Annotated in this window: 22 protein-coding genes; 5 read left to right on the top strand and 17 right to left on the bottom strand. The window is 71.5% G+C overall.

All coding sequences use genetic code 11. The annotated features are described in order from the left end of the window. Positions 1-29: 29 nt before the first annotated feature. The 6 genes from ABZY12_RS17720 to ABZY12_RS17695 form a co-directional block, all read right to left on the bottom strand. The gene (locus ABZY12_RS17720; protein WP_356891271.1) at positions 30-3,065 is read right to left on the bottom strand and encodes an AAA family ATPase; all 3,036 of its coding nucleotides are present in this window, start codon (positions 3,063-3,065) and stop codon (positions 30-32) included. Positions 3,066-3,099: 34 nt separating this feature from the next. Further along, complete coding sequence (locus ABZY12_RS17715; protein ID WP_356891188.1) at positions 3,100-3,285, bottom strand: hypothetical protein; 186 nt, start codon at positions 3,283-3,285, stop codon at positions 3,100-3,102. 131 nt (positions 3,286-3,416) lie between these two features. Then, entirely contained in the window at positions 3,417-3,974 is a 558-nt protein-coding gene (locus ABZY12_RS17710; protein ID WP_356891186.1) for a hypothetical protein, read from the bottom strand. A 48-nt stretch (positions 3,975-4,022) separates the two neighbouring features. Further along, the gene (locus ABZY12_RS17705; RefSeq protein ID WP_356891184.1) at positions 4,023-4,601 is read right to left on the bottom strand and encodes a GNAT family protein; all 579 of its coding nucleotides are present in this window, start codon (positions 4,599-4,601) and stop codon (positions 4,023-4,025) included. After that, a complete protein-coding gene (locus tag ABZY12_RS17700; RefSeq protein WP_356891182.1) occupies positions 4,579-6,837 on the bottom strand; it encodes an MMPL family transporter in 2,259 nt (752 codons plus the stop codon). The genes ABZY12_RS17705 and ABZY12_RS17700 overlap by 23 nt, the downstream gene beginning before the upstream one ends. 192 nt (positions 6,838-7,029) lie before the next feature. Next, a complete protein-coding gene (locus tag ABZY12_RS17695; protein ID WP_356891180.1) occupies positions 7,030-9,144 on the bottom strand; it encodes a phosphocholine-specific phospholipase C in 2,115 nt (704 codons plus the stop codon). Positions 9,145-9,579: 435 nt separating this feature from the next. On the opposite strand from ABZY12_RS17695, the gene ABZY12_RS17690 reads away from it, so the two are divergent. After that, positions 9,580-10,791, top strand: coding sequence for an acyltransferase (locus ABZY12_RS17690; RefSeq protein ID WP_356891178.1), 1,212 nt, complete (start codon positions 9,580-9,582; stop codon positions 10,789-10,791). Positions 10,792-10,819: 28 nt separating this feature from the next. On the opposite strand, the gene ABZY12_RS17685 is transcribed toward ABZY12_RS17690, so the two are convergent. Beyond that, a complete protein-coding gene (locus ABZY12_RS17685) occupies positions 10,820-11,194 on the bottom strand; it encodes a DUF1304 domain-containing protein (RefSeq protein WP_356891176.1) in 375 nt (124 codons plus the stop codon). 165 nt (positions 11,195-11,359) lie between these two features. After that, the gene (locus ABZY12_RS17680; RefSeq protein WP_356891174.1) at positions 11,360-11,779 is read right to left on the bottom strand and encodes an ATP-binding protein; all 420 of its coding nucleotides are present in this window, start codon (positions 11,777-11,779) and stop codon (positions 11,360-11,362) included. Positions 11,780-11,891: 112 nt separating this feature from the next. Here ABZY12_RS17680 and ABZY12_RS17675 point away from each other — a divergent pair, with 112 nt between their 5' ends. The 4 genes from ABZY12_RS17675 to ABZY12_RS17660 are packed head-to-tail and all read left to right on the top strand — an operon-like array spanning position 11,892 to position 16,115. Next, positions 11,892-12,719 (top strand): helix-turn-helix transcriptional regulator, encoded by an 828-nt coding sequence (locus ABZY12_RS17675; RefSeq protein WP_356891172.1) that lies wholly within the window; start codon positions 11,892-11,894, stop codon positions 12,717-12,719. Beyond that, complete coding sequence (locus tag ABZY12_RS17670; protein WP_356891170.1) at positions 12,716-12,961, top strand: DUF397 domain-containing protein; 246 nt, start codon at positions 12,716-12,718, stop codon at positions 12,959-12,961. The genes ABZY12_RS17675 and ABZY12_RS17670 overlap by 4 nt, the downstream gene beginning before the upstream one ends. Beyond that, positions 12,955-13,356 (top strand): hypothetical protein, encoded by a 402-nt coding sequence (locus tag ABZY12_RS17665; protein ID WP_356891168.1) that lies wholly within the window; start codon positions 12,955-12,957, stop codon positions 13,354-13,356. Before ABZY12_RS17670 ends, ABZY12_RS17665 begins: the two co-directional genes overlap by 7 nt. Further along, positions 13,353-16,115, top strand: coding sequence for a tetratricopeptide repeat protein (locus tag ABZY12_RS17660; RefSeq protein ID WP_356891166.1), 2,763 nt, complete (start codon positions 13,353-13,355; stop codon positions 16,113-16,115). The genes ABZY12_RS17665 and ABZY12_RS17660 overlap by 4 nt, the downstream gene beginning before the upstream one ends. A 42-nt stretch (positions 16,116-16,157) precedes the next feature. Here the strand turns inward: ABZY12_RS17660 and gatB are convergent, their stop codons facing one another. From gatB to ABZY12_RS17615, 9 genes are all read right to left on the bottom strand, one after another. Further along, complete coding sequence (gatB, locus tag ABZY12_RS17655) at positions 16,158-17,669, bottom strand: Asp-tRNA(Asn)/Glu-tRNA(Gln) amidotransferase subunit GatB (RefSeq protein WP_356891164.1); 1,512 nt, start codon at positions 17,667-17,669, stop codon at positions 16,158-16,160. A gap of 16 nt (positions 17,670-17,685) precedes the next feature. Further along, a complete protein-coding gene (locus tag ABZY12_RS17650; RefSeq protein ID WP_355108337.1) occupies positions 17,686-17,919 on the bottom strand; it encodes a hypothetical protein in 234 nt (77 codons plus the stop codon). A gap of 5 nt (positions 17,920-17,924) precedes the next feature. Beyond that, entirely contained in the window at positions 17,925-19,430 is a 1,506-nt protein-coding gene (gatA, locus tag ABZY12_RS17645; protein ID WP_356891269.1) for an Asp-tRNA(Asn)/Glu-tRNA(Gln) amidotransferase subunit GatA, read from the bottom strand. After that, positions 19,430-19,726 carry an Asp-tRNA(Asn)/Glu-tRNA(Gln) amidotransferase subunit GatC gene (gatC, locus tag ABZY12_RS17640; RefSeq protein WP_015036350.1) on the bottom strand — a complete coding sequence of 99 codons (297 nt, stop codon included), beginning with the start codon at positions 19,724-19,726 and terminating at the stop codon, positions 19,430-19,432. Before gatC ends, gatA begins: the two co-directional genes overlap by 1 nt. Before the next feature lie 299 nt (positions 19,727-20,025). Beyond that, the gene (locus ABZY12_RS17635) at positions 20,026-22,128 is read right to left on the bottom strand and encodes a bifunctional diguanylate cyclase/phosphodiesterase (RefSeq protein ID WP_356891162.1); all 2,103 of its coding nucleotides are present in this window, start codon (positions 22,126-22,128) and stop codon (positions 20,026-20,028) included. 227 nt (positions 22,129-22,355) lie between these two features. Continuing rightward, positions 22,356-24,536 carry an NAD-dependent DNA ligase LigA gene (gene ligA, locus ABZY12_RS17630; RefSeq protein ID WP_356891160.1) on the bottom strand — a complete coding sequence of 727 codons (2,181 nt, stop codon included), beginning with the start codon at positions 24,534-24,536 and terminating at the stop codon, positions 22,356-22,358. A 33-nt stretch (positions 24,537-24,569) separates the two neighbouring features. Further along, positions 24,570-25,583 (bottom strand): methionine synthase, encoded by a 1,014-nt coding sequence (locus ABZY12_RS17625; RefSeq protein ID WP_356891158.1) that lies wholly within the window; start codon positions 25,581-25,583, stop codon positions 24,570-24,572. Positions 25,584-25,614: 31 nt separating this feature from the next. Then, positions 25,615-26,313, bottom strand: coding sequence for an SDR family oxidoreductase (locus ABZY12_RS17620; RefSeq protein ID WP_356891156.1), 699 nt, complete (start codon positions 26,311-26,313; stop codon positions 25,615-25,617). A gap of 68 nt (positions 26,314-26,381) precedes the next feature. Further along, positions 26,382-26,885, bottom strand: coding sequence for a DinB family protein (locus tag ABZY12_RS17615; RefSeq protein WP_356891154.1), 504 nt, complete (start codon positions 26,883-26,885; stop codon positions 26,382-26,384). Positions 26,886-26,921: the final 36 nt, after the last annotated feature.

The raw sequence follows: 26,921 nt of genomic DNA, 5'->3' as shown, positions 1-26,921 counted from the left end.
CTGTCAGTCTGCCCGCTCGGCGCGGCCGTTCAGACGGTTTCCCGGAGAAGGTGGAGGCGATGGGCCATCGCCGCGGCCTCGCCACGGCCGGAGACGCCCAGCTTGGCGAGGATGTTGGAGACGTGGACGCTCGCCGTCTTCGGCGAGATGAAGAGCTCCTCGGCGATCTGGCGGTTGGTGCGGCCCGCGGCGACCAGGCGCAGGACGTCCTGTTCCCGGGGGGTCAGGCCGAAGGTGTCGTCGCCGTGCCGCGGCTGGGGGGCGCCGGCCGGGGCGGTCAGCGGGAGGCGAGCGCGGGCGGCGAGGAGTTCCACGTCCTCGCGCAGCGGGTGCGCTCCCAGGCGTACGGCGGTGGCGTGCGCCTCGCGCAGCAGGGTCGCGGCCTCCTCGCGCCGGCCGCCTTCGACCAGGAGGACGTCGGCGAGGCGGTGCCGGGCGAGGGCCAGCTGGTAGGGGCGCTCCGTCCGTCCGTACGCGGCGACGCTCTCGGCCCAGCGCTCGACGGACGCGCGGCCCTCGGCGCGGTCGAGCTCCGCCGAGACGTGCAGGGAGTAGGCCTGCCAGACGGGGGCCGGGGTCGCCAGCCGCCGCGCGCACCGGCGGATCAGGGCGAGCGCCTCGTCGCGTCCCGGCGCGGCGGCGGGCAGGCCGAGCCCGTCGGCCTCCGCGGTGGCGGCGGCGAGGAGCAGCGGCCAGCCGTCGCGGTGGGTGCCGGGCGGGAAGCCGCTCTCCGCGGCCCGGGCGAGGACGGTCCGTACGTCCTGGATCCGTCCGGCCGCGGCGGCGATGCTCAGCTCGACCAGTTCCACCGGAACCGTGTACTGCGGCATCGGATCGGCCTTGCCGTAGTGGCCGCGGGCTGCGGTCAGCAGGGCGGTGGCCGTGTCCGGCTCCCCTCGGGCGACGGCCAGTTGGGCCAGGCGCACGGCGGCGGTCCCGCGGGGCTTGGAGCTCGTTCCGGCGCGCTCCAGCCACTCGCAGTTGTGCTGGGCCTCCTCCCACAGCCCGAGGGGGAGCTGGGACTCGGCCTGGTTGGCGCGGATCCAGCCCTGGCTGTCGAGCAGTCCGTGCTCGCGGGCGAACCGGATGCCGTCGTCGGCGACCTCGACGGCCTCGCGGGAGCGACCGAGGTTCTCCAGGGCGTGCGAGAGGTTGATGTGGGCGCGCGCGGACTCGTGGTAGAGGCCGAGTGCGCGGGTGCGGTCGCGCACCTCGTACAGGGCGGCGATCCCCTCGTCGCGGTCGCCGGCGGAGACCTGGAGGGTGCCGAGGGTGAGCCGGGCATGGAGCTCGATCGCCTCGTTCTTGACCAACCGGGCGTATTCGTAGGCGCGTTCGGCGGCGGCGAGACTCTCGGGGCCGGGCTTGTGGAGCATGCCCCAGCCGGCGGCCACTGCGAGGACGACGGCGTGGACGGCCGACGGGGGCAGCCCGCGGACGAGTTCCTGCGCGGTGGCGATCTCGGCCCAGCCGTCGGAGCGGCCGAGGCCGGACATGACGCGGGAGCGTTCGGTCCAGAACCAGGCGGCCCGCAGCGGGTCGCGTTCTTCGCCGTCGTCCCCCTCGAGCAGCCGCAGCGCCATCTTGCCGATCTTCAGGGCGCGTTCACGCTCACCGCAGACGCGGGCGGCGACGGCGGCCTCGGCGAGCAGGTCGAGGTAGCGCAGGGGGGTGGTCTCGGGGTCGCAGCCGCAGGCGGGGTAGGCCTCGGCGTAGTCCAGCGGACGCAGCGAGCCGCGCACCTCGGCGGGAACCTCGTCCCACAGCTCCATGGCCCGTTCCAGGAGCCGTAGTTGCTCCGCGTACGCCGAGCGCTTGCGGGTCTCGACGGAGGCGCGGAGCACGGCCGGGAGCGCCTTGACGGGGTCGTGGGCGTGGTACCAGTAGGTGGCGAGGCGGGTGGCGCGTTCGTCGGGCCGTACCAGCGAGGGGTCGGCCTCCAGGGCTTCGGCGTAGCGCCGGTTGAGGCGGGAGCGTTCGCCGGGCAGCAGGTCGTCGCTGACGGCCTCGCGGACCAGGGAGTGACGGAAGCGGTAGCCGTCGCCGTCGGGGACGGCGAGCAGGATGTTGGCGCCGACGGCGGCCCGCAGGGCCTCGATGAGCTCGTCCTCGGGGAGCCGGGCGACGGCGGCGAGCAGCGCGTACTCGACGGCGGAGCCGCCTTCGGCGACCGTTCTGGCGACCCGCTGGGCGTCCTCGGGCAGCGCCTCCACCCGTACGAGCAGCAGATCGCGCAGGGAGTCGGTGAGGGAGCCGGGTGTGCGGCCGGAGCCCTGGGAGGCGACGAGCTCCTCGACGAAGAAGGCGTTGCCGTCGGAGCGCTCGAAGATCTCGTCGACGAGGGCCGGGTCGGGTTCGGCGGCGAGGATGCCGGTGAGCTGGCGGCGCACCTCGGCGCGGGTGAACCGGGGGAGTTCGATGCGCCGGACGGTCCGCAGCCGGTCCAGTTCGGCGAGGAGGGGGCGCAGCGGGTGGCGGCGGTGGATGTCGTCGGCGCGGTAGCTGGCGACGACCACGATCCGGCCGCGGCGCAGTGTGCGGAAGAGGTACGCGAGCAGGTGCCGGGTGGAGGCGTCGGCCCAGTGCAGGTCTTCCAGGACGAGCACGATCGTGTGGTCGGCGGCGAGCCGTTCCAGGAGCCGTACGGTCAGTTCGAAGAGGCGGGCGGTGGCGTCCTCGTTGGACGGCTCGTGGCTGCCGACGTCGCCGAGTTCCGGCAGCAGCCGGGCCAGTTCGCCCTCCTGCCCCGCCGCGGCGGCCGCGAGCTCCTCGGGGAGCCGGCGGTTCAGGGAGCGCAGGGCGGTGGAGAAGGGCGCGAACGGCAGTCCGTCCGCGCCCACCTCCACGCAGCCCCCGAGGGCGACGATCGCGCCCCGGCCGCAGGCGGCGTCGACGAACTCCTCGATGAGCCGCGTCTTCCCGACACCGGCCTCGCCGCCGATGAGGAGAGCCTGCGGCTCGCCGTCCGCGTGGGCCCGGGCGAGCGCGTCGGTGAGGGCGGTGAGTTCGCCGGCCCGGCCGACGAACACGGGGCTGACTGAGCTGGTCTCCACGGCGCCGAGCATCGCACAGCCGTCCGGGACCGTCCTCATACGGGGGTCACGCGGCCCGGGCGAAGCGGCTCCGCTCGGCTCCCACCCGCCCTTCCGCGTCTTGGTCGCCGGACCGGCGCGCGGCGGCCTTCGCGGCCCGCCGCGCCTTGGCGGCCTGCCGGGACAGACGCTGGGCGGTTGCCTCACGGACGAGGTCGGTGTGGTGGGCGCGGTGCAGTTCGTACGCGAACATCTCGTTCTCCCTGGGGTGTCGGTATCGCTCCTCGCGATGCCTCTACTGTCGTCGCCCAGGGGGTGCGGCCACATCGGGAGAGTGCCGGATCTTCGGGGTCAGGGGGGCCTTAGGGGGCTCCCGGGGATGCCTTAGGAAGTGGCGGTCGGGAGGCCGAGGAGGAGGTCGAAGTACATCGCGCCCGAGAGCAGCAGTCCGATGCCGCCGAGGACGGCTCCGGCGACGGCGACCGCGCGGACCCAGGCCGGGCGGCCGGGGCGGGTGAGGACGAGGACGAGGACGGCGGTGATCAGGGCGAGGAAGGCGAAGACGCCGTTGACGAGGGCGGTGGCGTGCCAGGCGTCGCCGTAGATCTCGGAGATCTGCTGGGCGGTGCTGCCGCCCTGGGAGGCCTTGATCTGGCCGATGAGGGCTTCCCGCTCGGCGGCGATCTTGCCCGTCCAGGTGCCGGTCAGGGCGGCGACCCCGAGGGCGGCCGAGACGACGGCGGCGGCGCCGGCGCCGAGGCCCGAGGCACCGGAGGTGCCCGGCGAAGCCTCGTCGTCGGCCTCGTCGGTCAGGTCATCGGTCAGGGCGTCGTCGGCGTCGTCGGCGGTCAGATCGTCGGCGGTCAGATCGTCGTCCAGCGGGGCGACCGTGTCCGCGGCGGACTTTCCGGGCGCTGCTGTCTCATCGGTCTTGGCATTCATGACGGGCACGCTAGGCGGCCCCCATGAGAGGCGTCTTAAGACTCCCTCTCAGACCTTCCCAGCCACCTCCGCGGCCGCCTCCCCGGCCCGCCAGTGCGGCGCGAGGACCGACCAGATCTCCTCGTCATGGCGCTGCCCCCGGTAGAGGTAGCTCTCCCGCAGCACACCCTCCTTCGTCATCCCCAGGCGCCGAGCGACGTTGATGCTCGGCTCGTTCCCGGACGACACCACCCACTCCACGCGATGGATGCCCCGCTCCTCGACCGCCCAGTCGACGAGGACGCGTACCGCCCGCGTCACCAGACCCTTGCCGACCGCCGACGGCTCCAGCCAGCAGCCCGCCTCGGCGACGCCCTGGGCGACGTCCATCGTGCGCAGGATGACGGCGCCGACGAGCCCGCCGTCGTACCAGATGCCGAGGATCCGCCCCGTGTCGGCCGCGGTCTTCTCCGCGTACGCCTGGAGGAACGCCCGGCTCGACTCCAGGTCCTTCACCACGTCGGGCAGTCCGTTGTGCCGCCCGATGAACTCACGGCCGCGGTCGATGTGGGCGAGGAACTCCTCGGCGCGCCACGGCTCCAGCGGTCGCAGCTCGGCGCCGTCGTCACCCAGCGATATCGCGAACATCCTCGTTCTCCTCGGGCCTCGAGAGCGTCACGCGTTGCGTGGGGATCTTCGCACGCGTGGCGTCCCGCACGTCGGCGGCCGCACGGCACTCGGGAGGTTCGATGCTGATTCTCGGCAGCCGCCGGTCGAGCCACCGCGGAAGCCACCAGTTCGCCCCGCCGAGCATGTGCATCAGAGCGGGGACGAGCAGCGTCCGCAGGACGAACGCGTCCAGGGCGACGGCCGCGGCGAGCGCGATGCCGAACATCGCGATGACCCGGTCGCCGGAGAGCACGAACGCCAGGAAGACGGAGATCATGATGACGGCGGCGGAGTTGATCACCCGGCTGGTCTCGGCGAGGCCGACCCGGACCGCCCGCCGGTTGTCCCCGGTCTCCAGCCACTCCTCGTACATCCGGCTGACCAGGAAGACCTGGTAGTCCATGGAGAGCCCGAAGAGCACGGAGACCATGATGACCGGGAGGAAGGGTTCGATGGGTCCCGCGCTGCCGAGCCCGACCAGCTCGCTCCCCCACCCCCATTGGAAGATCGCGACGACGATCCCGAAGGAGGAGGCGACGGCGGCCACGTTCATCGCCGCGGCCTTGAGCGGGATGCCGATCGAGCGGAAGGCGAGCAGGAGCAGCAGACAGCCGAGCGCGACGACGACACCCACGAAGAGCGGCAGCTTGCCGACGATGATCTCGGCGAAGTCGTCGTACGACGCCGTCACACCGCCCACATGCACGTCGAGGGAGGTCCGGTGCTCCGCCGTCGGCAGGACGTCCGCGCGCAGCCGGTCGACGAGGTCGCTGGTGGCCTTGGACTGGGGTGAAGACTCCGGTACGACGGTCAGGACCGCCGCGTCTCCGGCGCTGTTGTAGATGATCGGCGAGACGGACTCGACCCCGCGGGTGTTCGCCAGCGTGGCGGGCAGCTCGTCGAGCGCGACCCGGTCGTCGGCGCCGTCGAGCTGGGCGACGAGGGTGAGGGGCCCGTTCACCCCCGGCCCGAAGCCGTCGGCGAGGAGGTCGTACGCCTTGCGGGTGGTCGCCGTGGCCGGGTTGTTGCCCTGGTCGGAGGTGCCCAGGTGGAGGGAGAACGTCGGCAGCGCGAGGACCAGCATGACCACGGCGGCGACCGCGCCCAGCAGCTTGGGGTGGCGCTCGACGAAGGCGGACCAGCGGGCGGCGAACCCGGTGGGCAGCTCGGGCTGCGGGCCGTGCTCGGCGAGCCGCGCGCGTTCGCGCCGGCTGAGGGCGCGCATCCCGATGAACGAGAGGAGCGCGGGCAGCAGCGTGACGGAGGCGGCGACGGTCAGGACGACGGTGAGCGAGGCGGCGATGGCCACGCCGTTGAGGAAGCCGAGCCGCAGGATGAGCATGCCGAGCAGGGCTATGCAGACGGTGGCGCCGGCGAAGACGACGGCGCGGCCGGTGGTGGCGACGGCGATCCGGGCGGCTTCGGGGACGGCCAGTCCTCGCTTGAGTCCCTTGCGGTGGCGCGTGACGATGAACAGCGCGTAGTCGATGCCCACGCCGAGACCGATGAGCATGCCGAGCATGGGGGCGAAGTCGGCGACGGTCATGACATGGCCGAGGAGCACGATCCCGGAGTACGCGATGCCGACGCTGACGAGCGCGGTGGCGATGGGGAGCGCGGAGGCCGCGAGGGAGCCGAAGGCGAGGAAGAGGACGGCGGCCGCGACGACGACGCCGACGGCCTCGGCGATGTGTCCGCCGGGGGCCTCGGTGAGGGCGACGGCCGTGCCGCCGAGCTCGACCTGGACGTGGTCGTCGGCGGCCGCCTTGGCGGTGTCGACGAGGGCCTGCGCCTGGGCCTCGGGGATGTCGTCGGCCTGGGCGTGGAAGGTGACGGTGGCGTAGGCGGTGTGCCCGTCCTCGCTGATCGCCGCGTGGGCTCCGGGAGACTGCTCGTAGGGCGAGGTCACGGCGGCGACGCCGGGAAGCTCGGCGACCTCGTGGAGCATGTCGGTCATGCGCTGCTCGACGGCGTCGGCGCGGACGCTGCCCCGGTCGGTGTGCCAGACGATGGTGTCGTTGTCGCCGCCCGCGCCGGAGAACCGGCTGTCGAGGAGGGCGGTGGCACGGCCGGACTCGGTGCCAGGGGCCTCGTAGTCGTTGGAGTACGCGCTGCCGGCGAACGATGCTCCGGCGACGGCGCCGCCGAGGGCGACGAGCCAGAGCAGAACGACGACGAGGCGGTGCGTGACGCACCACCGTGCGATGGCTGCCAAAGGACGTGCTCCCTGGTGGTTCGTGGATCTTTACCGGGGAACAGCCCGCAAAGAACGCATGACCTCTATGACGCCACTCTCCCAGCCTTAAGAGATCCTTTGCCCCTTTCGTGGTGTTAGTCACAACGGTGCGCGGAAGGCCGGCCCGTTGATCGAGACGCTTCCGCGCACCGCACCCGCACCGCGGCGGGCTCAGCCGGAGACGCTCGCGCGGCCGTTCTCGATGTGCCCCATCAGACGCCGGCGGAAGCCGCCCGGGGCCGTGACCTCGATGTCGTACCAGCCGTGCGCGTCGGAGGCGGAGTGGACGACCGTACGGCTCCTGCCGGGCTTGACGGTGACCGTGCGCGTCCAGCCGTCGCGACCGGAGAGGTCCTCCTGGTCCACGTATCCGAGCGGCCGGACGGTGAAGGAGATGGGGGCGGCGGAGGTGTTGCGGACGGTGAGGTGCAGGTCACGGTCGTGGTGGTCGATGTGCGAAGCGACCTCGGCGCCGCCCTCGGCGGGGCCCTCGAACTCGCGGCGGAAGCCGTTCGGGCCGGTGATCGTGAAGCGGTAACGATCACCCGCGAGCGGGACCGCCCATTGCGCCGTGCCCCTGACGTCCCGGTGCTGGGGGACGGCGAACTCTCCCGCGTACGGGTAGAGGGCGAAGTGCGCGCTCGCCCTGCCCTTGTTGCTGAGCGCGACGGTGATCCCGGACGCGCCGTCCCCGACCGTGGCGGAGGCGTCCGGCTGGTAGGGCAGCGGGCGGGCGGGGCGGCGGCCGGGTTCCTGGACCGGCATGCGCTGCACCAGCGGGGGCTGCGGCCGCCAGCGGCCGCTGAACGGCGGGATCGGCCCGGGCTGCTCGACCTCGGGCCGCCGGTGGGCGCGCCGGAAGTCGAAGGCGGAGGTGAGGTCGCCGGTGACGGTCCGCCGCCACGACGTGATGTTGGGCTCCTCGACGCCGGTGAGCCGCTCCAGGAAACGGACCACGGAGGTGTGGTCGAAGGTCTCCGAGCAGACATAGCCTCCGACCGACCAGGGCGAGACGACGAGCAGCGGGACGCGGATGCCGAGGCCGGTGGGCAGGCCCTTCCAGCGCTCAGCGTGTCCCGCCGGGTCGTCGGCGTTCGGGACGGGCGGCGGCACGTGGTCGAAGAAGCCGTCGTTCTCGTCGTAATTGATCAGGACGACGGTGTGGCGCCAGACGTCCGGGTGCGAGCCGAGGGCGTCGAGCACCTTGTAGACCAGGGTGGCGGAGGCGATCGGCGAGGAGGAGCCGGGGTGCTCGGAGTCGATCGCGGACGGGACGAGGTAGGACACCTCCGGCAGCGTCCCGGCGGCGACGTCGGCGCGGAAGGCGTCGGCGAGCGTCCCGGTCTCGACGCGGCGCAGCCCGCGCTCGAAGAGGGAGCGCTCGGCGTCGGTCAGCGTGGCCACGCCGTCCTCGAGGGCGGCGAGCAGCCTGGCCCGCTCGGCGGTGTCGTCGGTGTCGCGGACTGAGGCGTAGAAGGACTCCATGAAGGTGTGGCCGCCGGTGCCGGCCAGCGCCTTGCGGGCGATCTTCTTGAAGGAGGTGAAGAACTCGATGTTGTTGTCGGTGAAGTTCTCCCACTCCGTGTACGTCTTCCAGGACCGCCCGGCCGCTTCGAGACGCTCGGCGTACGTCGGCCAGCCGTAGCCGGGGTGCGTCCCCTCGGCGTAGGCGGCGTTGGTGACGGCCCGGCTGCCGTCGGCCTCGAAGCCGGTCCAGCCGGACCACAGGTGGTTCCGGTTGGGGCTCGTGGAGGTGTGGATGGAGGAGTGGTAGGCGTCGCAGATGGTGAAGGTGTCCGCGAGTTCGTAGTGCAGCGGCAGGTCACGCCGGTCGTAGTACGCCATCGTCGCCGCGGTCTTGGCGGAGACCCAGCCGTCCATCCAGCCGCCGCGCCAGGCCTTGCCGCCGCCGCTCCACGAGTGGTCGAGGTCGCCGATGTACTGGAGGTCCTTCTTCTGCGCCTCGGCGGCCTCCCGGATGGGGAAGGGCAGGACGGTCCGGCCGAGCGGGGCCGGCTGCTCGAAGACCGACGCGCCGGAGGGGAGTTCGATGGCGTTGCGGTCACCGAAGCCGCGGACCCCGCGCAGGGTGCCGAAATAGTGGTCGAAGGAGCGGTTCTCCTGCATGAGGATCACCACGTGCTTGACGGCCGACATGCCTCCGGCCGGCGGCTCGGCGGCCATCGCGGCCTGCAGCGACGGCGGGAGCATCGAGCCTGCCGCGGCGGCGCCGAGGGCGCCTCCGCCCAGCGCGAGGAGCCTTCTGCGGGATATCTCGGGTGACAAGACCGGCCTCCAGTCGACGGCCAATGGTTCGCCTTCGAGCCATTGGGTGGTTCGCCGGGGACGGTAGTGAGAGCGAATGACGGAGAGAAGACTCTGTGACGTCCCGGTGGTGAACGTCCAAGAGGACTCGACGTCCGTCCAAGCGATATCCGGCCACTACCGCGCCGCCGCGTGGAAACGGGCGACGAGATTCACATGCGGGCACATGAAATTGACAGGACTTCCAAAGGAAGGAAGGCTGCACACGGCGTGACATCTCTGCCTGCGTACGTGCGAACGGCGGCAAACAGAGGTCCACGTTGCAAGGCCAGCCGATCCTGCGCAAGTCAGGCTCCAGCCTGCGCATGATCGTGCATCCGTGTCCGACCCGGATGTCTCCCCGTGCGTCGGCCGTGGAGGGCGGCCACCTTCGACCGGCCGATCCCTGGGGGGACGATGACCGCCAATCAGATATCCGAGCTCGCACCCCTTGCGGGATCGGCTCCACCGGCGCCCGCCGAGGCGACCCCGTCCGGTCCTCCCGCACAGGACGCCGCCGCCCTCAAGAAGGCCCAGCCTCCGCGCCTCGCGCTCGTCGACGGTCTGCGGCTGGTGGCGGCCCTCGTGGTCGCCGCGTTCCACTTCCTCGGCACGACGAATCCGGCCATCTGGGGTGAATCCCCCAAGGTCTTCGCGTACCTCGTGCACCGTGCCTCCATGTACGGCTGGCTCGGCGTCGAGATGTTCTTCCTCATCAGCGGCTTCGTGATCTGCATGAGCGCCTGGGGCCGGACACCGGGCGAGTTCGCCATCTCCCGGATCTCACGCCTCTTCCCCGCCTACTGGTGCGTCACCCTGCTGATCGTCGCGCGCATCGCGCTGATCCCCATGCAGACCGGTGACATCTGGTCGGTCATCCACCCGCGCGTCATCGTCGCGAACCTCACGATGTTCCCCGGCCCGCTCAAGGTCGACCTGCTCAACGGGGTGGCGTGGACGCTGGACGTGGAGGCGCGCTTCTACCTGCTCATGGTCCTCGTACTGAAGTTCGGCGCGACGTACGAGCGGATGCTGGGCTTCTGCACCGTGTGGCTCGTCGCCGCGTTCATCACCCACTCGATGCAGATCAAGCTGCTCGACCAGTTCGTCCTCAGCATCTACGCGGGTCTGTTCATCGCCGGCATCGTGCTCTACCTCATGTGCCGCTTCGGCCAGAACCTCATGCTCTGGACGATGATGGGCATGGCCTGGGCCTATCAGCTCAGCGTCATGCAGGTGCGGGTGAACTGGCACCTCGCCACGTCCAACACCACCAAGACGGTCTCCTGGACGCTGTGCGCCCTCCTCCTCACCGCGTTCCTCGTGGTCCTGATGCTGGCCACGCTCGGCCCCCTGAAGAACCTCCGATGGCGCTGGCTGGTCACCGCCGGAGCGCTCACGTACCCCTTCTACCTGGTGCACATGAGCCTCGGCATCCCGCTGGCCAAGGGCCTCACCCGCCACGTCCCGGCCCTCGGTCACTGGGGCAACATCGTGGTGACGACGACAGCCATGCTGCTGCTGTCGTACGTCATCTACCGCTGGGTGGAGAAGCCTCTCGGCAAGCTGATACGGAGGAAGCTCCAGCGCGGTCTGAAGCCCAAGGAGAAGCCGGGCTTCGCTCACTGAGCCGAGGCCGAGGCCAAGCCCAAGAGGGCTAGAAGAGGTCTGCCAGCAGGACGACGGCGCCCGGGACTGCCTGTCCCAGGGCGCCGCGCCACAACCTGGGGTCGGAGACGAAGAGCATGATCCCGCCGCCGATCATGAACGCGGAGAGGTAGATGATCAGCGTCCGGCCGGCGGTCTCGTGGCCGAGGTGGAGGGCGACGAAGCCGGCGATCATGCCGAGGGCCAGGAAGAGGTTGTAGAAGCCGACGTTGAACCGCCAGAGCCGGACCTCGGGGGCGTCGGCGGTGCTGCCGGTGAGGAAGACACGGACCCGCGGGTGCCCGTAGAGGAAGCTCTCCAGGGGCCAGACGAAGACGTGGACCGCGGCGGCGATCAGGGCGAAGACCTGGCTGACGACGTGCATGCCGACCATGGTCGCGGCCCCCGGGGCGGGACCGAAGGCCCGCGCCCGAACGTCACCCGCACGGCACAACCGTGATCGTGGAGAACAGCCTCTACAACCGGCCGTGGGACCAGTGGGGGGACACCGCGCCGCGCGAGCGCTCCATGAGCAACGCGGTCGTCGTCGTCAAGCGCCCGTAGCTCCCACCAGCCCACCCACCCCCGCGAACTCGCACCAGACGATCTTGCCGGGGTTGCGCTCCCCCACGCCCCAGCGGTCGGCGAGGGCTTCGACCAGGAGGAGGCCGCGGCCCGACTCGTCGGAGGGTTCGCGGCGGTGCGGGGTGCCGTCGCCGCTGTCGTGGACCTCGACGCGGAGGGGGCCCGGCCGCTCCAGACGCAGATGGAGGCGGTAGCCGCGGCCGGGTGGGACGCCGTGGAGGAGGGCGTTGGTGGCGAGTTCGCTCACACACAGGAGTACGTCATCCGTACGCACGTCCAGCCCCCAGTCGGTCAGCGCCTTGCGGGCGAACTCCCTGGCGAGAGGGACGGATCGGCGCTCGCGCCGGAAGAACGCCTGGTGAAGGAGGGTGAGTTGGTTGCTCATGGTGGCACGATGACGTTTCGCGCCGCATCCACCCCAGGTGGCGAAGCCGTACACATTCTTTGTACGGCTTCGAAATGCGTCGGGTACGCGCGGGGCGGGGAAGGCACCGCTCATGCAGCAGGCAAAGAAGCCCGGGAAGAAAGTCCCCTCGTGGGAGGTCGTCGGAGCCCTGGTCGGGCTTTACCGGAAACACGCGGGGATGACGCAGCCGCAGCTCGCTTCGATGGTGTGTGTGGGGCTTGAGACGCTGGGCTCGATCGAGCAGGGGCGGCGGCCGCTGAGACTCAAGCTGGCGGCAGAGCTGGACGAAGTGCTGGATACGAAGGGGGCGTTGACGGCAGCCGTGGGGAAGGTACCGGAGCGGGAACGGTACCCGGAGTTCGTACAGGACTTCATCGACGAGGAGGCGCGGGCTCTCGGCCTCCTCTGGTACGAGAACAAGGTCGTGCCCGGCCTGCTCCAGACGCCCGAGTACGCACGTGCGATCTTCGACTGCCTCTACCCGCCCCTCACGGAACAGCAGGCCGAGGAGCGGCTCCTGGCCCGCATCGACCGGCAGCGGATCTTCGACCAGAAGCCCTGGCCACCGATGATGACGTTCCTCATCGATGAGTCCGTCCTGGAGCAGCCGATCGGAGGCGCGGATGTCCTGCGCGGAGAGATCCGGCATCTGCGGGAGATGGCAGAACTGCCCTTCCTCGCCATCCAGGTGATCCCGAAGAAGCGCACCACACATGCCGGACTCGACGGCCCCATGGTGCTCATCGAGACGCCCGAACACGCCCACCTCGCGTACATCGAAGGCCAGCGCGTCAGCTTCCTCATCGACGACCCCGACGAGGTCGGCATCCTCCAGCGGAAGTATGGAATGCTGCGATCACAGGCCCTCACGCCAGAAGAAACCATGGGCCTGCTGGATCGCCTGGCAGGAGAGACATGAGCTCAGCAGCACTCACATGGTTCAAGTCCAGCTACAGCGGTAGCGAAGGCGGCGCCTGCCTCGAAGTCGCCTACGACTGGCGCAAGTCCAGCTACAGCGGCAGTGAAGGCGGCGACTGCGTCGAGGTGGCCGCCCACCCCGCCGCCGTCCACGTCCGCGACTCCAAGCTCGCCGACAGCAGCCCCGTCTTCAGCGTCTCACCCGCCGCCTGGGCCGAGTTCATCACGGAGGCGACGTGTTAGCGGAGTCGCTGACCGCCCTGGCCGCAGCGGGCGGCGGAGCCGTGGTCGCCGCCATGGCGACGGACGCGTGGCAGGTCACCCGGGACGGGGTGGTTCAGCTGTTCCGGGGCCGGGAGGGGGTGGCCGCGCGGCTGGAGGAGGACGCCGCCCTGGTCGAGGGCGCGGAAGACCCGGACGGAGTGCGCCAGGCACTGCTGCCCGCTTGGGTGGTACGGCTCGGTGCCCTGCTGGCCGAGCACCCCGAGTACCAGGACGAATTGCGTCGGCTGATCGGGGACGCGCCCCGGGCCCAGTCGGTGCAGTACATCACCGGCCACGACCAGAGTCGTAACCACGGCGCCATGTACGGCAACGTCATCGTGCACGAGGCCCCCGAGCCCCGCTCCGACGCGTGAGCGTCGAGCAGCACGTCACGTCCACCGGCGGGTACGCGTACGGCGTGATCGGTGGGGACATCCATGTGTTCGGAGACGGGTCGCCCGTCTATCTCCTCCAGAATTGGCGCCCCGCCCCCGAAGCCGACCCGGAGTGGCTCCGCGAGTTACCGAGCCGGATGCTCAACTCCCGTTTCGAGGTGGTCCCGTTCACCGGGCGGGAGGCCGAGCTGGCCGACCTGCGCGCGTGGCGCGACCAGGGGCCCCGGCTCGCCGTCCGCTGGATGCACGCGCCCGGCGGGCAGGGCAAGACGCGCCTCGCGGCCCGGTTCGCCGACGAGACGCAGCAGACCGGCTGGCGGGTCGCCGCCGCCACGCACGGCCCCAGCTCTGTGCAGCCGCCACCCGGCAGCCAAAACCTGACCACCGACGGTCACGGTGGCGTGCTGCTGATCGTCGACTACGCGGACCGCTGGCCGCTCACCCACCTGACCTGGCTCTTCAGGAACGCCGTCCTGCACCAGGAGGGGGTACGGGCCCGGGTTCTCCTGCTCGCCCGTACCGCCGACGCCTGGCCCGCCATCCGCAACTCACTCGAAAACCAGCAGGCCGGTACGAGCAGCCATCTCCTGAGCGAGCTCCCGTCCGGGTCCGAAGCTCGCGCGGAGATGTACGACGCCGCCCGGGACGCCTTCGCCGTACGGTACGGAGTCCCGGCCGTGCCCGGCCCCCCACCCCCGTACGGGCTGACCCTCGCCCTCCACATGGCCGCCCTCGTCTCCGTCGACGCCCACTCGCACGGCCGCCGCCCGCCCACCGACATGGCCGGACTGACCGTCTACCTCCTCGACCGGGAGCATCTGCACTGGGCCACCCTGCACGCCCGGGGCGGTACGTATGCCACCCCGCGGCAGGCCATGAACCGGGCCGTCTTCGCCGCCGCGCTCACCGGGACGCTCGACCGGCCCACGGGGTCGGCCGTCGTGGCCGGTCTTGAGACCGGCTTGTCCCCCGGCCGGGTCCTCGACGACCACGCCTTCTGCTACCCGGCCGCCGAGCCGGAGCGCGGCACGGTTCTCGAGCCGCTCTACCCGGACCGGCTCGCCGAGGACTTCCTCGCCCTCACCCTCCCGGGGCACGGCGCCGACTATCCGGCCATGGAGTGGGCCCCGCCCACGACCGCGAGCTTGATCGGTCCGCACGCCGAGCGCGCGGTCACCTTCCTCGCCTCCGCCGCCCAGCGCTGGCCCCACCTCGGGCCACAGCACCTCTACCCCCTCCTCACCGCCGACCCCGGCCTCGCGGTCGCCGCGGGGGGCGCTGCCCTGAGCGCGCTCGCCGTCCTCGACGACATACCGCTGCGGCTCCTCGCCGCCATCTGCGCCGTCTTCCCCGACCGCCATGTGGATCTTGACGTGGGGATGGCCGCCCTCATGCGCCGGACCGTCCACACGATGCTCACCGTGGACGACTCCCCCACCGCTCGGGCGACCGGCTACTACCACCTCAGCACCCGCCTCCTCAACGCGGGCCACCTCGACCAGGCCCTGGTCGCGGCCGAACGGGCCGTCGCCGCTCAGCAGGAAGCCCCCGACGACGTTCCGGCACGCGCCGCCGCTCTCGCTCGCCTCGGCAGGTGCCTGGGCAAGACCGGGCGGCCCACGGAGGCCGTGACGGCGATCGAGTTGTGCGTCGCCGTGTTCGAGCGGCTCGTCGAAGCCGAGCCCGCGCGATGGGGTGGGGACCACGCCGGAGCTCTCAACGACCTGGGCGCCTGGCTGTCCAGGACCGACCGGCACCACGAGGCGCCGGCCGTGGGGAAGCGGGCTGTGGCCGCCTGGCGCAGGTTCGTCTCTTTGCGTCCCGAACACGAGCAACACTTGGCCGAGGCCCTGCACAATCTCGGCAACTACCTGTCCGCGATGGGCCGTTGGCCCGAGGCCGCCGACGCCACCCGCGAGGCGCTCACGATCTGGCTGCCGCTCGCGGCGCGGGAACCCGCCGCCTACGAACCAGACCTCGCGGGCGCGCTCGTCAACCTCGGGAACCAGTTGAGCGCCCAGGGGAGGCAGTCCGATGCCCTGCTGCTCCTGCGTCAGGCGGTGACGACCCTGCGCGCCCTTGCCAGGGTCAACGCCGCCGCGCACGAGCCTGATCTCGCCCTCGCGCTGACCAATCTGGGCGCCGACCTGGCGGCGACCGGTCGTCTGCCCGAAGCCGTGGACGCGTCGGCCGAGGCCGTCGCGATCCGCCGCCGGCTCGCCGCGGGCAACCTGGCCGCCCACTCCCCCGGCCTCGCGCAGTCGCTGTCGCTTCTGGCCGGCCACCTGTTGGGGGTGGACCGTCCGGCCGAGGCCCTCGTCGCCGCCGAGGAGGCCGTCTCGATCAGCGAGCGCCTGTACGCCGAGCATCCCGAGCTCCACCGGGCCGATCTCGCCCGGTCGCTCTCCCACCTCGGCCTGTGCCTGGAACCCGCCGGGCGGTCTTCCGAGGGTCTCGCCGCGGCCCTCCGCGCCGTGGAGCTGTACCGTACGGCCTTCGACGGCAACCCCGCCGCATACACCTTCGACCTCGCCCGCACGCTCCTCGACCTCGGCCGCTTCCTCGCCCTCGACGGGCGGTGGGAAGAGGCGCTGGGCCCGCTCGACGAGGCCGTCTCGCTCGCGCAACGGTCCGTCGCCGCCAACCCGCCGGTATACGGATTACTCCTCGAGGAGCTGCACCAGGCCCGGGCCGGCTGCCTCACGATGCTACGAAGAGGGCGGCGCCCCCGGTCGTGAGACCCGGGGCGCCGCCCTCGTACGCGTACGAGAAGAACAGGGTCAGCCCTCGCTGACGCCCAGCTTCTCCAGGATCAGGTCCTTCACGCGCGCCGCGTCCGCCTGGCCGCGCGTCGCCTTCATGACCGCGCCGACCAGCGCGCCGACCGCCGCGACCTTGCCGCCGCGGATCTTGTCGGCGATGGCCGCGTTGGAGGCGATGGCCTCGTCGACGGCCGTACCGAGCGCGCCCTCGTCGGAGACGACCTTCAGGCCGCGCTTCTCGACGACCTCGTCGGGACCGCCCTCACCGGCGAGGACGCCCTCGATGACCTGGCGAGCCAGCTTGTCGTTCAGGTCGCCGGAGGCGACGAGCGCCGAGACCCGGGCCACCTGGGCCGGGGTGATGGCGAGCTCGTCCAGGGACACGCCCGCCTCGTTGGCGGAACGGGCCAGTTCGCCCATCCACCACTTGCGGGCCTGGTCCGCCGGAGCACCGGCGTCCGTGGTCGCGACGATCAGGTCGACCGCGCCCGCGTTGAGGATCGACTGCATGTCGTGCTCCGACACGCCCCACTCCTCGCGGAGCCGGTTGCGGCGCACGCGCGGCAGCTCGGGCAGACCGGCACGCAGCTCCTCGACCCACTCGCGGGACGGGGCGACGGGGACGAGGTCGGGCTCCGGGAAGTACCGGTAGTCCTCGGCGTTGTCCTTGATCCGGCCGGAGGTGGTGGAGCCGTCGTCCTCGTGGAAGTGACGGGTCTCCTGCACGATCGTGCCGCCCGACTGGAGGACGGCCGCGTGCCGCTGGATCTCGAAGCGCGCCGCCCGCTCCACGGAGCGGAGCGAGTTGACGTTCTTCGTCTCCGAGCGCGTGCCGAACACGGACGTGCCGTGGGGACGCAGCGACAGGTTCACGTCGCAGCGCATCTGGCCCTTGTCCATCCGCGCCTCGGAGACGCCCAGTGCGCGAATCAGCTCCCGCAGCTCGGCGACGTACGCCTTCGCGACCTCGGGGGCCCGCTCGCCGGCGCCCTCGATCGGCTTGGTGACGATCTCGATCAGCGGGATGCCGGCCCGGTTGTAGTCGAGCAGCGAGTGCGAGGCGCCGTGGATCCGGCCCGTCGCGCCGCCGATGTGCGTCGACTTGCCGGTGTCCTCCTCCATGTGGGCGCGCTCGATCTCCACGCGGAAGATCTCGCCGTCCTCCAGCTGGACGTCCAGATAGCCGTTGAAGGCGATCGGCTCGTCGTACTGCGAGGTCTGGAAGTTCTTCGGCATGTCCGGATAGAAGTAGTTCTTCCGGGCGAAGCGGCACCACTCGGCGATCTCGCAGTTCAGCGCGAGACCGATCTTGATGGCGGACTCGACGCCGATCGCGTTGACGACCGGGAGCGAGCCGGGCAGGCCGAGGCAGGTCGGGCACGTCTGCGAGTTGGCGTCCGCGCCCAGCTCGGTCGAGCAGCCGCAGAACATCTTCGTCTTCGTACCCAGCTCGACATGGACCTCCAGGCCCATGACGGGGTCGTACGCCGCGAGGGCCGCGTCGTACGACAGCAGTTCAGTGACGGTCACGGTGAGACTTTCCCTCTCAGCCCAGCAGGACGTCGTCGTCGCCGAGCTTCTTCAGCTCGCGGTAGAGCAGAGCGAGGCCGGTGACGATGGCGGCGGCGGAGACAGCGGCATCGACGAGACGGAGCGTGTCATTGTCCCTGCGGGCCATACGGGCCTGCTTGACGACGCTGATCGCGCCGAAGGCGGTGGTGCCGATCGACAGGTATGTACCGGCCTTGGAATTCTTGAATCCCTTGGCCTTGATGGGCATGGGGCTCACAGCGACGGTGCCTCCTCAAGCAGCGGGTGCCCCCACTTTTCCACGAAGGCGGCCTCGACGGCGGCGCCGACCTTGTACAGCCGGTCGTCCTTCATGGCGGGGGCGATGATCTGCAGCCCGACCGGCAGCCCGTCCTCCGGCGCGAGACCGCAGGGCAGCGACATGGCGGCGTTGCCGGCCAGGTTGGTCGGGATGGTGCACAGGTCCGCGAGGTACATCGCCATCGGGTCGTCGGCGCGCTCGCCGATCGGGAAGGCCGTGGTGGGGGTCGTCGGGGAGACGATCACGTCCACCTGCTCGAAGGCCTTCTCGAACTCGCGGGTGATGAGGGTGCGGACCTTCTGGGCCGAGCCGTAGTACGCGTCGTAGTAGCCGGAGCTCAGCGCGTACGTACCGAGGATGATGCGGCGCTTGACCTCGTCGCCGAAGCCGGCCTCACGGGTGAGGGCGGTGACGTCCTCGGCGGACCTCGTGCCGTCGTCGCCGACGCGCAGGCCGTAGCGCATGGCGTCGAAGCGGGCCAGGTTGGAGGAGCACTCGGACGGCGCGATGAGGTAGTACGCCGAAAGGGCGAGGTCGAACGTCGGGCAGTCCAGCTCGACGATCTCGGCGCCCAGCGACTTCAGCAGCTCGACGGACTCGTCGAAGCGCTGGACGACACCGGCCTGGTAGCCCTCGCCGCGGAACTGCTTGACGACACCGACGCGCATGCCGGCGACGGAGCCGTTGCGGGCGGCCTCGACGACCGGCGGGACCGGGGCGTCGATGGAGGTCGAGTCCAGCGGGTCGTGCCCGGCGATGGCCTCGTGGAGGAGCGCCGCGTCCAGGACCGTACGGGCACAGGGGCCGCCCTGGTCGAGGGAGGACGAGAAGGCCACCATGCCGTAGCGGGAGACCGCGCCGTAGGTCGGCTTGACGCCGACGGTGCCGGTGACGGCGGCGGGCTGACGGATCGAGCCGCCGGTGTCCGTACCGATGGCGAGCGGGGCCTCGTACGAGGCGAGGGCGGCGGAGGAGCCGCCGCCCGAGCCGCCGGGGATACGGGTCAGGTCCCAGGGGTTGCCCGTGGGACCGTAGGCGCTGTTCTCGGTGGAGGACCCCATGGCGAACTCGTCCATGTTGGTCTTGCCGAGGATGACGACGTCGGCGGCCTTGAGGTTCTTGACCAGGGTCGCGTCGTACGGCGGGATCCAGCCTTCGAGGATCTTCGAGCCGACGGTCGTGGGAACGCCGACGGTGGTGAAGATGTCCTTGAGCGCGAGGGGGACACCGGCCAGCGGCCCGAGCTTCTCGCCCTTCTCCCGCTTGGCGTCCACGGCACGGGCCTGGGCGAGGGCGCCCTCGCGGTCGACGTGGAGGAAGGCGTGGACCTTCTCGTCGACGGCCTCGATGCGGGCCAGGTGGGCCTCGGTCACCTCGACGGCGGTGAGCTCGCCGGAGGCGATCTTCCCCGCGATCTCGGCGGCCGTGAGCTTGATGATGGTGCTGTCCGTCATGGTGATTAGTCCTCCCCCAGGATCTGCGGCACCTTGAAACGCTGCTGCTCCTGGGCCGGGGCGCCGGAGAGCGCCTGCTCGGGGGTGAGCGACGGACGGACCTCGTCCGCGCGCATGACGTTCGTCAGCGGCAGCGGGTGGGAGGTCGGCGGTACGTCTTGGTCGGCGACCTCGGAGACGCGGGCGACCGCGCCGATGATGTCGTCGAGCTGACCGGCGAAGTGATCGAGCTCTTCGCCCTTCAGCTCCAGACGCGCCAGCCGTGCGAGGTGGGCGACCTCCTCGCGCGTGATGCCAGGCATGCGATCCTCACGGGGTGCGTTTGATGGTGTTGAGCCCAATCCTATGGGGCCCGCGCCGCTGCCCGTGAAACGGTTTGCCCGGGGGCGCCGGGGAGCCCGCCGCCGAGGGGGTGGGGCAGGCGCCGCCGACGGGCCCGTGCGGGGCTCCACCCGGGCCCGCGCCGCTGCCCGTGAAACGGTTTGCCCGGGGGCGCCGGGGGAGGCCGCCGCCGACGGGCCGGGACATGTGCCGTCGGCGGGCCCGTGCGGGGCTCCGCCCGGGTCGGACCGCCGGGACGCCGGGACGCCGCCCCGTCTCCCTACTGCACCACCTGGTCCTTGTTCCGCTCGGCCGCCAGGTCCGCGGGGCGGCGCCAGCCGTGCTCGCCCCGGGCGCTCAGCCAGGCCGTGGCCTCGCTCGGCGGCATCGCGGCGGCGACCAGCCAGCCCTGGACCGCGTCGCAGCCGAGGTCCCGCAGCCGCTCCCAGGTCTCGTCGTCCTCGACGCCCTCCGCGACGACGAGCAGGCCGAGCGAGTGCGCCAGGTCGACCGTACAGCGGACGATCTCGGCGTCCTCGGTGTCGACGGCGAGCCGGGCCACGAAGGAGCGGTCGATCTTCAGCTCGCTCACCGGCAGGCGGCGCAGATGCACCAGGGAGGAGTAGCCGGTGCCGAAGTCGTCCAGGGACATCTTCACGCCGTGGCCCGTCAGGCCGGCCAGGGTGTCCGCCGCCCGCTGGGGGTCCTCCAGGAGGACGTGTTCCGTTATCTCCAGCTGGAGCGCTCCCGCCGGGACGCCGTGGCGGGCGAGCCGCGCCGCGACCGCGCCGGCGAAGCCGGGGGTGTGGACGTCGCGCGGGGAGACGTTGACCGCGACAGGAACGTTCAGGCCCTGCGCCCGCCACCGCGCGACCTGCGCGAGCGCCGTCTCCAGGACGTACTCGGTGAGGTGGGGCATCAGTCCGGAGGACTCGGCGATCGCGATGAACTCGTCGGGGGGGACCCGGCCGCGCTCCGGGTGCACCCAGCGCACCAGGGCCTCCAGGCCGGCGACCTGCCCGTCGAAGCGGACCTTGGGCTGGTAGTGCAGCTCGACCTCGCCGGCGTCCAGGGCGCGGCGCAGGTCGCCCAGGAGCCCGAGACGGTCGGGGGTGTTGGAGTCGCGCTTGGACTCGTACACCTCCACGCCCGTACGGTCCCGCTTCGCCTGGTACATCGCCACGTCGGCCCGGCGCAGCAGGCCCTCCGCGTCGAGGGCGTGGTCGGGGAAGACGGCGACTCCGGCACTGGCCTCCAGGACGAGGGTCAGCCCGTCGAGGTCGAGCGGGGAGGAGAGTTCGGCGACGAGGTGGCGGGCGACCCGCTGGGCGCTCGTCGTGGAGTCGGCGGTCGGCAGGAGCACGGCGAACTCGTCGCCGCCGAGCCGCGCGGCCTCCGCCCCGCGCGGCAGGGCGAGCTTGAGCCGCTCCGCGATCTGGAGCAGCAGCCGGTCTCCGGCGAGGTGCCCCAGGGTGTCGTTGACCGAACGGAAACGGTCGAGGTCGATCAGTACGAGGGCGGAGCGCGCCCCCTCCCCCTCGGCCGCCTCCAGCGCCGTCCAGGCCCGCTCCAGCAGCCACTGACGGTTCGGCAGCCCGGTCAGCGGGTCCTTCAGCTGTTCCTCGGCACGGGCGCGGGCGATCCAGAGAGTGGAGTCGAGGGCGATGAGGGGGACGGCGAAGAGCGGCAGCAGCACCGGCTGGGAGACGGCGACGACGCAGATGAGCGGGGCGATGCCGAGGAGGGCGACGGCGACGAGGCCCTGCCGGAGCAGGGCGGTGCGGGCCACGGTGGGCAGTCCACCGCCCTGCGGCGCCAGGGCATACCACAGGAGGAGCCGGGTCACCACCAGATACGCGGCCGCGGCGAGCGCGACTTCCGGTACGTCCGCGATCCCCCAGTCGAGGGGCCGCCACGGCTCCTCGACCGTCGGTACGTCGCCGAACGCGGCGAGGACCAGGGCGGCGGCGCCGATGCCGAGGACGTCCACGGCGCCGTGCAGCAGCCCTTGGCGCCAGCGGTGGCGGCGGGCCACGCCGACGAGGACGACGACGGCCATGGAGACGACCCCGGCGGGCACCCAGCCGTACAGGAGGAGCACGGCGAGGGTGAGGGCGGCGCCGGAACCGGTGCCGCCCCACCAGCGGTCGCGGCCGAGCGCGACGAGGTGGCCGACGATGAGCCCGGTGAGGACGGCGAGGGACCAGCCCGCGGCGCCGGCCGGGAAGAGTCCGTGACCCGTGGTCAGCGCTCGGTAGAAGCCGGTGGCGAGCAGGACCGCGGCGATGCCCACGAAGGCTCCGGGCAGCCCGGAGGTGATGCCCACGAAGGCCGCACGGCCGGGCGGCCGTGAGACCCGGGCGGCACTCTCGGTCGGTTTCATTCCGTCCCTCTCACAGCCGGCGGTGCCGTTGCAACGCGATGGGCCGTTGTCATGCCGCCACGACCGGCGGAGCCCTGCACGGTCGTGGCTGACAGACGCACGTCACAACAGTAGGCCGCGGAGGGCGCCGACGGGCAGCGCTCTCCATGTCTTGCCCGAATGCGACCCGGCCACCCGTAACGATCTGGTATGCGCCGAACGGGTGACGTTCAAGGGCCGGAACACGCCTATCCGGTGACCGGAACCGCTGCCTCTCGGGCGGCCTCGGAACCCTGCTCCAGCAGCACGACGAAGCCGTCCTCGTCCAGAACCGGAACCTTCAGCTGCATCGCCTTGTCGTACTTGGAACCGGGGTTTTCACCGACGATCACAAAGTCGGTCTTCTTCGAAACGGAACCGGTCACCTTCGCTCCGAGGCTCTGCAGCGACTCTTTTGCGCCATCCCTGGTGAAGTTCTGCAGGGTGCCCGTGACGACGACCGTGAGCCCCTCCAGCGGACGCGGCCCGTGGTCCTCTCCGGCGCCCTCCTCCTCCAGAAGGACCCCGGCCTCGCGCCACTTGCGCACGATCTCGCGGTGCCACTCCTCGGCGAACCACTGCTTCACCGCGGTCGCGATGATCCCGCCGACCCCGTCGACGGCCGCCAGCTCCTCCTCCGTGGCCTGCTCGATCCGGTCCAGGGAGCGGAACTCACGGGCCAGCGCCTGGGCGGCCACCGGGCCCACGTGCCGGATGGACAGACCGTTGATGAACCGCGCCAGCGGTCGCGTCTTGGCGGCCTCGATGTTCGCCAGCATCGCCAGGGCGTTCTTCTTCGGCTCGCCCTTCTGGTTGGCGAAGACCGTGACGACCTTCTCCTCGCCCGTCTTCGGGTCCCGCTTGGGCAGCCCGCTGTCCGGGTCGAGGACGTACGCCTTGATCGGCAGCAGTTGTTCGATGGTCAGGTCGAACAGATCGCCCTCGTCCACCAGCGGCGGCTCGGCGGGCTCCAGCGGCCGGGTCAGCGCCGCCGCGGCCACCGAACCGAAGTTCTCGATGTCCAGGCACTCCCGGCCGGCCAGATAGAAGAGACGTTCACGCAGCTGCGCCGGACACGTCCGCGCGTTGGGGCAGCGCAGATCGATGTCGCCCTCCTTCATGGCCCGCAGCGGCGTCCCGCACTCGGGGCACTCGGCCGGCATCACGAACTCCCGCTCGGTGCCGTCCCGCAGATCGGCCACCGGACCGAGGATCTCCGGGATGACGTCACCGGCCTTGCGCAGCACGACCGTGTCGCCGATCAGCACGCCCTTGGCCTTCACCACCTCCTGGTTGTGCAGGGTGGCGAACTCGACCTCGGATCCGGCGACCGTGACCGGCTCCACCTGCGCGTACGGAGTGACCCGGCCCGTGCGGCCGACGCCGACCTTGATGTCGACCAGCTTGGTGTTGACCTCCTCCGGCGCGTACTTCCAGGCGATCGCCCAGCGCGGAGCGCGCGCGGTGGAGCCGAGCCTGCCCTGGAGCGGGATCTCGTCCAGCTTGACGACGACGCCGTCGATCTCGTGCTCCACGGAGTGCCGGTGCTCGCCGAAGTACGCGATGAACTCCCGCACCTCGTCGAGGGATCCGACCACCTTGTTGTGACGGGCGGTCGGCAGGCCCCACTCGCGCAGCAGGTCGTACGCCTGCGAGAGACGGCTGATGTCGAAGCCCTCGCGGGCGCCGATGCCGTGCACCACCATGTGCAGCGGGCGGCCCGCGGTGACCTTGGGGTCCTTCTGGCGCAGCGAACCGGCCGCCGCGTTGCGCGGGTTGGCGAACGGCTTGTCGCCGGCCTCCACCAGGCGGGCGTTGAGCCCCTCGAAGGCCTCCATCGGGAAGTAGACCTCGCCGCGGATCTCGACGAGGTCCGGGATGCGCTCACCGCGCAGCCGGTCCGGGATGTCCGCGATCGTACGGACATTGGGAGTGATGTCCTCGCCGGTGCGGCCGTCACCGCGGGTGGCGGCGCGGGTCAGCCGGCCGTGCTCGTACGTGAGGTTCACGGCGAGGCCGTCGACCTTGAGCTCGCACAGGAAATGGTGGTCGGGAGTGCCCACGTCCCGGGCGATCCGCTCGGCCCAGGCGGCCAGTTCGAGGTCGTCGAAGGCGTTGTCGAGCGAGAGCATGCGCTCACGGTGCTCGACGGCCGTGAATTCCGTCTCGTACTGACCCGCGACCTTCTGCGTGGGCGAGTCGGGCGTGCGCAGCTCCGGGTACTCCTCCTCCAGCGCCTCCAGGTCGCGCAGGAGCTTGTCGAACTCGCCGTCGCTGATGACCGGCTGGTCCTTCACGTAGTACCGGAAGCGGTGCTCTTCGATCCGCTCGGCCAGGTCGGCGTGCTTCTCCCGCGCCTCGGCGGGCGGAGCCCCCTGTTCGACTGCCACCGTTACTCGTCCTCCCGTTGCCTCGAAGCCCTGTCACTCAGGGTTGTCCGCGAGCGATCTCGCCGCCCGCGCGCAGTGGGCAAGGGCAGCTCGGGCATATGCGGGCGAAGCGCCCGCGAGCCCGCATGTCGGGGTGACGACCACGGACTCGGCGAGAGTCCCCGGATTCAGCCCCAGCCTGCGCCACAGCGTCCTGACACCCATGACGCTACCGCCAGGGTCCGACAATGCCGTGTCGGTGGAGGGCACCACGCCCGCGAACAGCCGGGTGCCGGACTCCACGGCCTCGCCGATCGGCTCCTCGTCACGTTCGGTGAGGAGGCCGAAGTCGAACGAGACACCGGCGACTCCGGCCCGGCGCAGCAGCGCGAACGGTACGTCGGGGGCGCAGGAGTGGACGATCACCGGGCCGTCGTGGACGGCGATCACCTGGCGCAGGGCGCTCTCCACGACCTGCCGGTCGACGGCGCGGTGGGTGCGGTAGCCGCTGGCGGTGCGGACGTGGCCGCGCAGGACGGCCGTCAGCGACGGCTCGTCGAGCTGGAGGACGAGCCGGGCGCCGGGCACGCGCCGGCGCAGCTCGGCGAGGTGGGCGCGGAGCCCCTCGGCGAGGGAGCCGGTCAGATCGCGGCAGGCCCCGGGGTCGCCGAGGGCGGCCTCGCCGCCGCGGAGTTCCAGGGCGGCGGCGAGCGTCCACGGCCCCACCGCCTGGACCTTGAGCGGACCCTCGTAGCCCTGGGTGTACTCCTCCAGGGCGTCGAGGTCCTCACCGAGCCAGGACCGGGCGCGCCGGGTGTCCCGCCCCGGCCGGTCGCTGACCCGCCAGCCGCTGGGCTCCACGTGCGCGTACATCTCGACGAGCAGGCCGATGGTCCGCCCGATCATGTCGGCGCCGGGTCCGCGGGCCGGCAGCTCCGCGAGGAAGGGGAAGTCCTCGAAGGACCCGGCGACGGTCTTGGCGGCCTCCCGCGCGTCGCCGCCGGGCATGGATCCGACGCCGGTCGCGGGGCCCCAGGTGAAGGACGTCTTCTCGGTGTTCTCGCTCACACCGGGAAGCGTACGCGGAGCCGGTGCGGAGCTACCGTCCCGGCCTCACGGTCAGGTCGTTGATCTCCGCGTCGCGGGGCAGGTCGATCGCCGTCAGGATCGCCGTCGCGACCGACTCGGGGTCGATCCACCGCGAGGCGTCGTACTCCTTGCCCTCCTGGGCGTGCACCTTCGCCTGCATCGGGCTCGCGGTCCGCCCCGGGTAGACCGACGTGACCCGCACCCCGTGGCCGTGCTCCTCCTGGCGCAGGGAGTCGGCGAGCGCCTTCAGCCCGTGCTTGGAGGCGGCGTAGGCGGCCCACTCGGCGTGGGCGCTGAGCCCGGCGCCGGAGTTGACGAACACCACGTGCCCCTTGGAGAGCCGCAGTTGCGGCAGGAAGTGCCGGGTCAGCTCGGCGGGGGCGACGAGGTTGACGTTCAGCTGGTGGTGCCAGGTCTTGGGGGTGAGCTCGCCGACCGGACCGAGGTCGACGACGCCCGCGATGTGCAGCAGGGTGTCCACCCGCTCGGGCAGGCTCTGGTGCGAGAACGCCCAGGACAGCCGGTCAGGATCGGCGAGGTCCCCGACGAGCGTCCGCGCCCCGGGAAACTCCCCCGCCAGCTCCTTGGCCCGCCCCGCGTCGCGCGCGTGCAGCACGAGCTCGTCCCCGCGCGCGTGCAGCCGCCGCGCGACGGCCGCGCCGATGCCGGAGCCCGCTCCGGTGATCACATGAGTAGCCATGGGAGCCATCGTCGCACTCCGGCGGGCGGGCGGGGGGTCAGCCGGAGGGGGTGGATCGAGCCAGGTCGCCCTGGGTCCTATTCGCCCACCTCTCCGTCGATCGCTTCGCGGAGCAGGTCGGCGTGGCCGTTGTGGCGCGCGTACTCCTCGATCATGTGGGTGAGGACGTAGCGGAGCGAGATGACCTCACCCCGGAAGTCCACCGTGTCGTCGAGGGACTCGAAGGCATCCGTGACGGCACGGGAGTCCTCGCACGCCTCACGCCAGAACACGAACGCCTCGTCCACGTCGGCGTCGTCCACGTGGAATTCGGCGAACTCGCCCTTGACGCTGGGCCAGAGGGCCTTGCGGTCCTCTCCGCTCAGCGCCGACCGGAACCAGCTCCGCTCGACCTCGGCCGCATGCCGTACGAGGCCCAGGAGGGACAGGCCCGAGGTCGGAACCGCCTTCCGCTTCAGTTGGCCGCCGGTCAGCCCCTGGCACTTCATGGCGAGGGTCGCGCGCTGGTAGTCGAGGAACGCGATCAGCGACGCGCGGTCGCCTGCAGTCTTGGACGGGTGTATGCGCTGGTCATCAGTCATCTGGCGATGATCGCAGGGGACCGGTGGGTCTCGGTC

Origin of the sequence: Streptomyces sp. NPDC006551 (assembly GCF_040611675.1) — a bacterium.
Taxonomy (GTDB): Bacteria; Actinomycetota; Actinomycetes; order Streptomycetales; family Streptomycetaceae; genus Streptomyces.
This window is presented reverse-complemented; position numbering and strand designations above follow the sequence as displayed.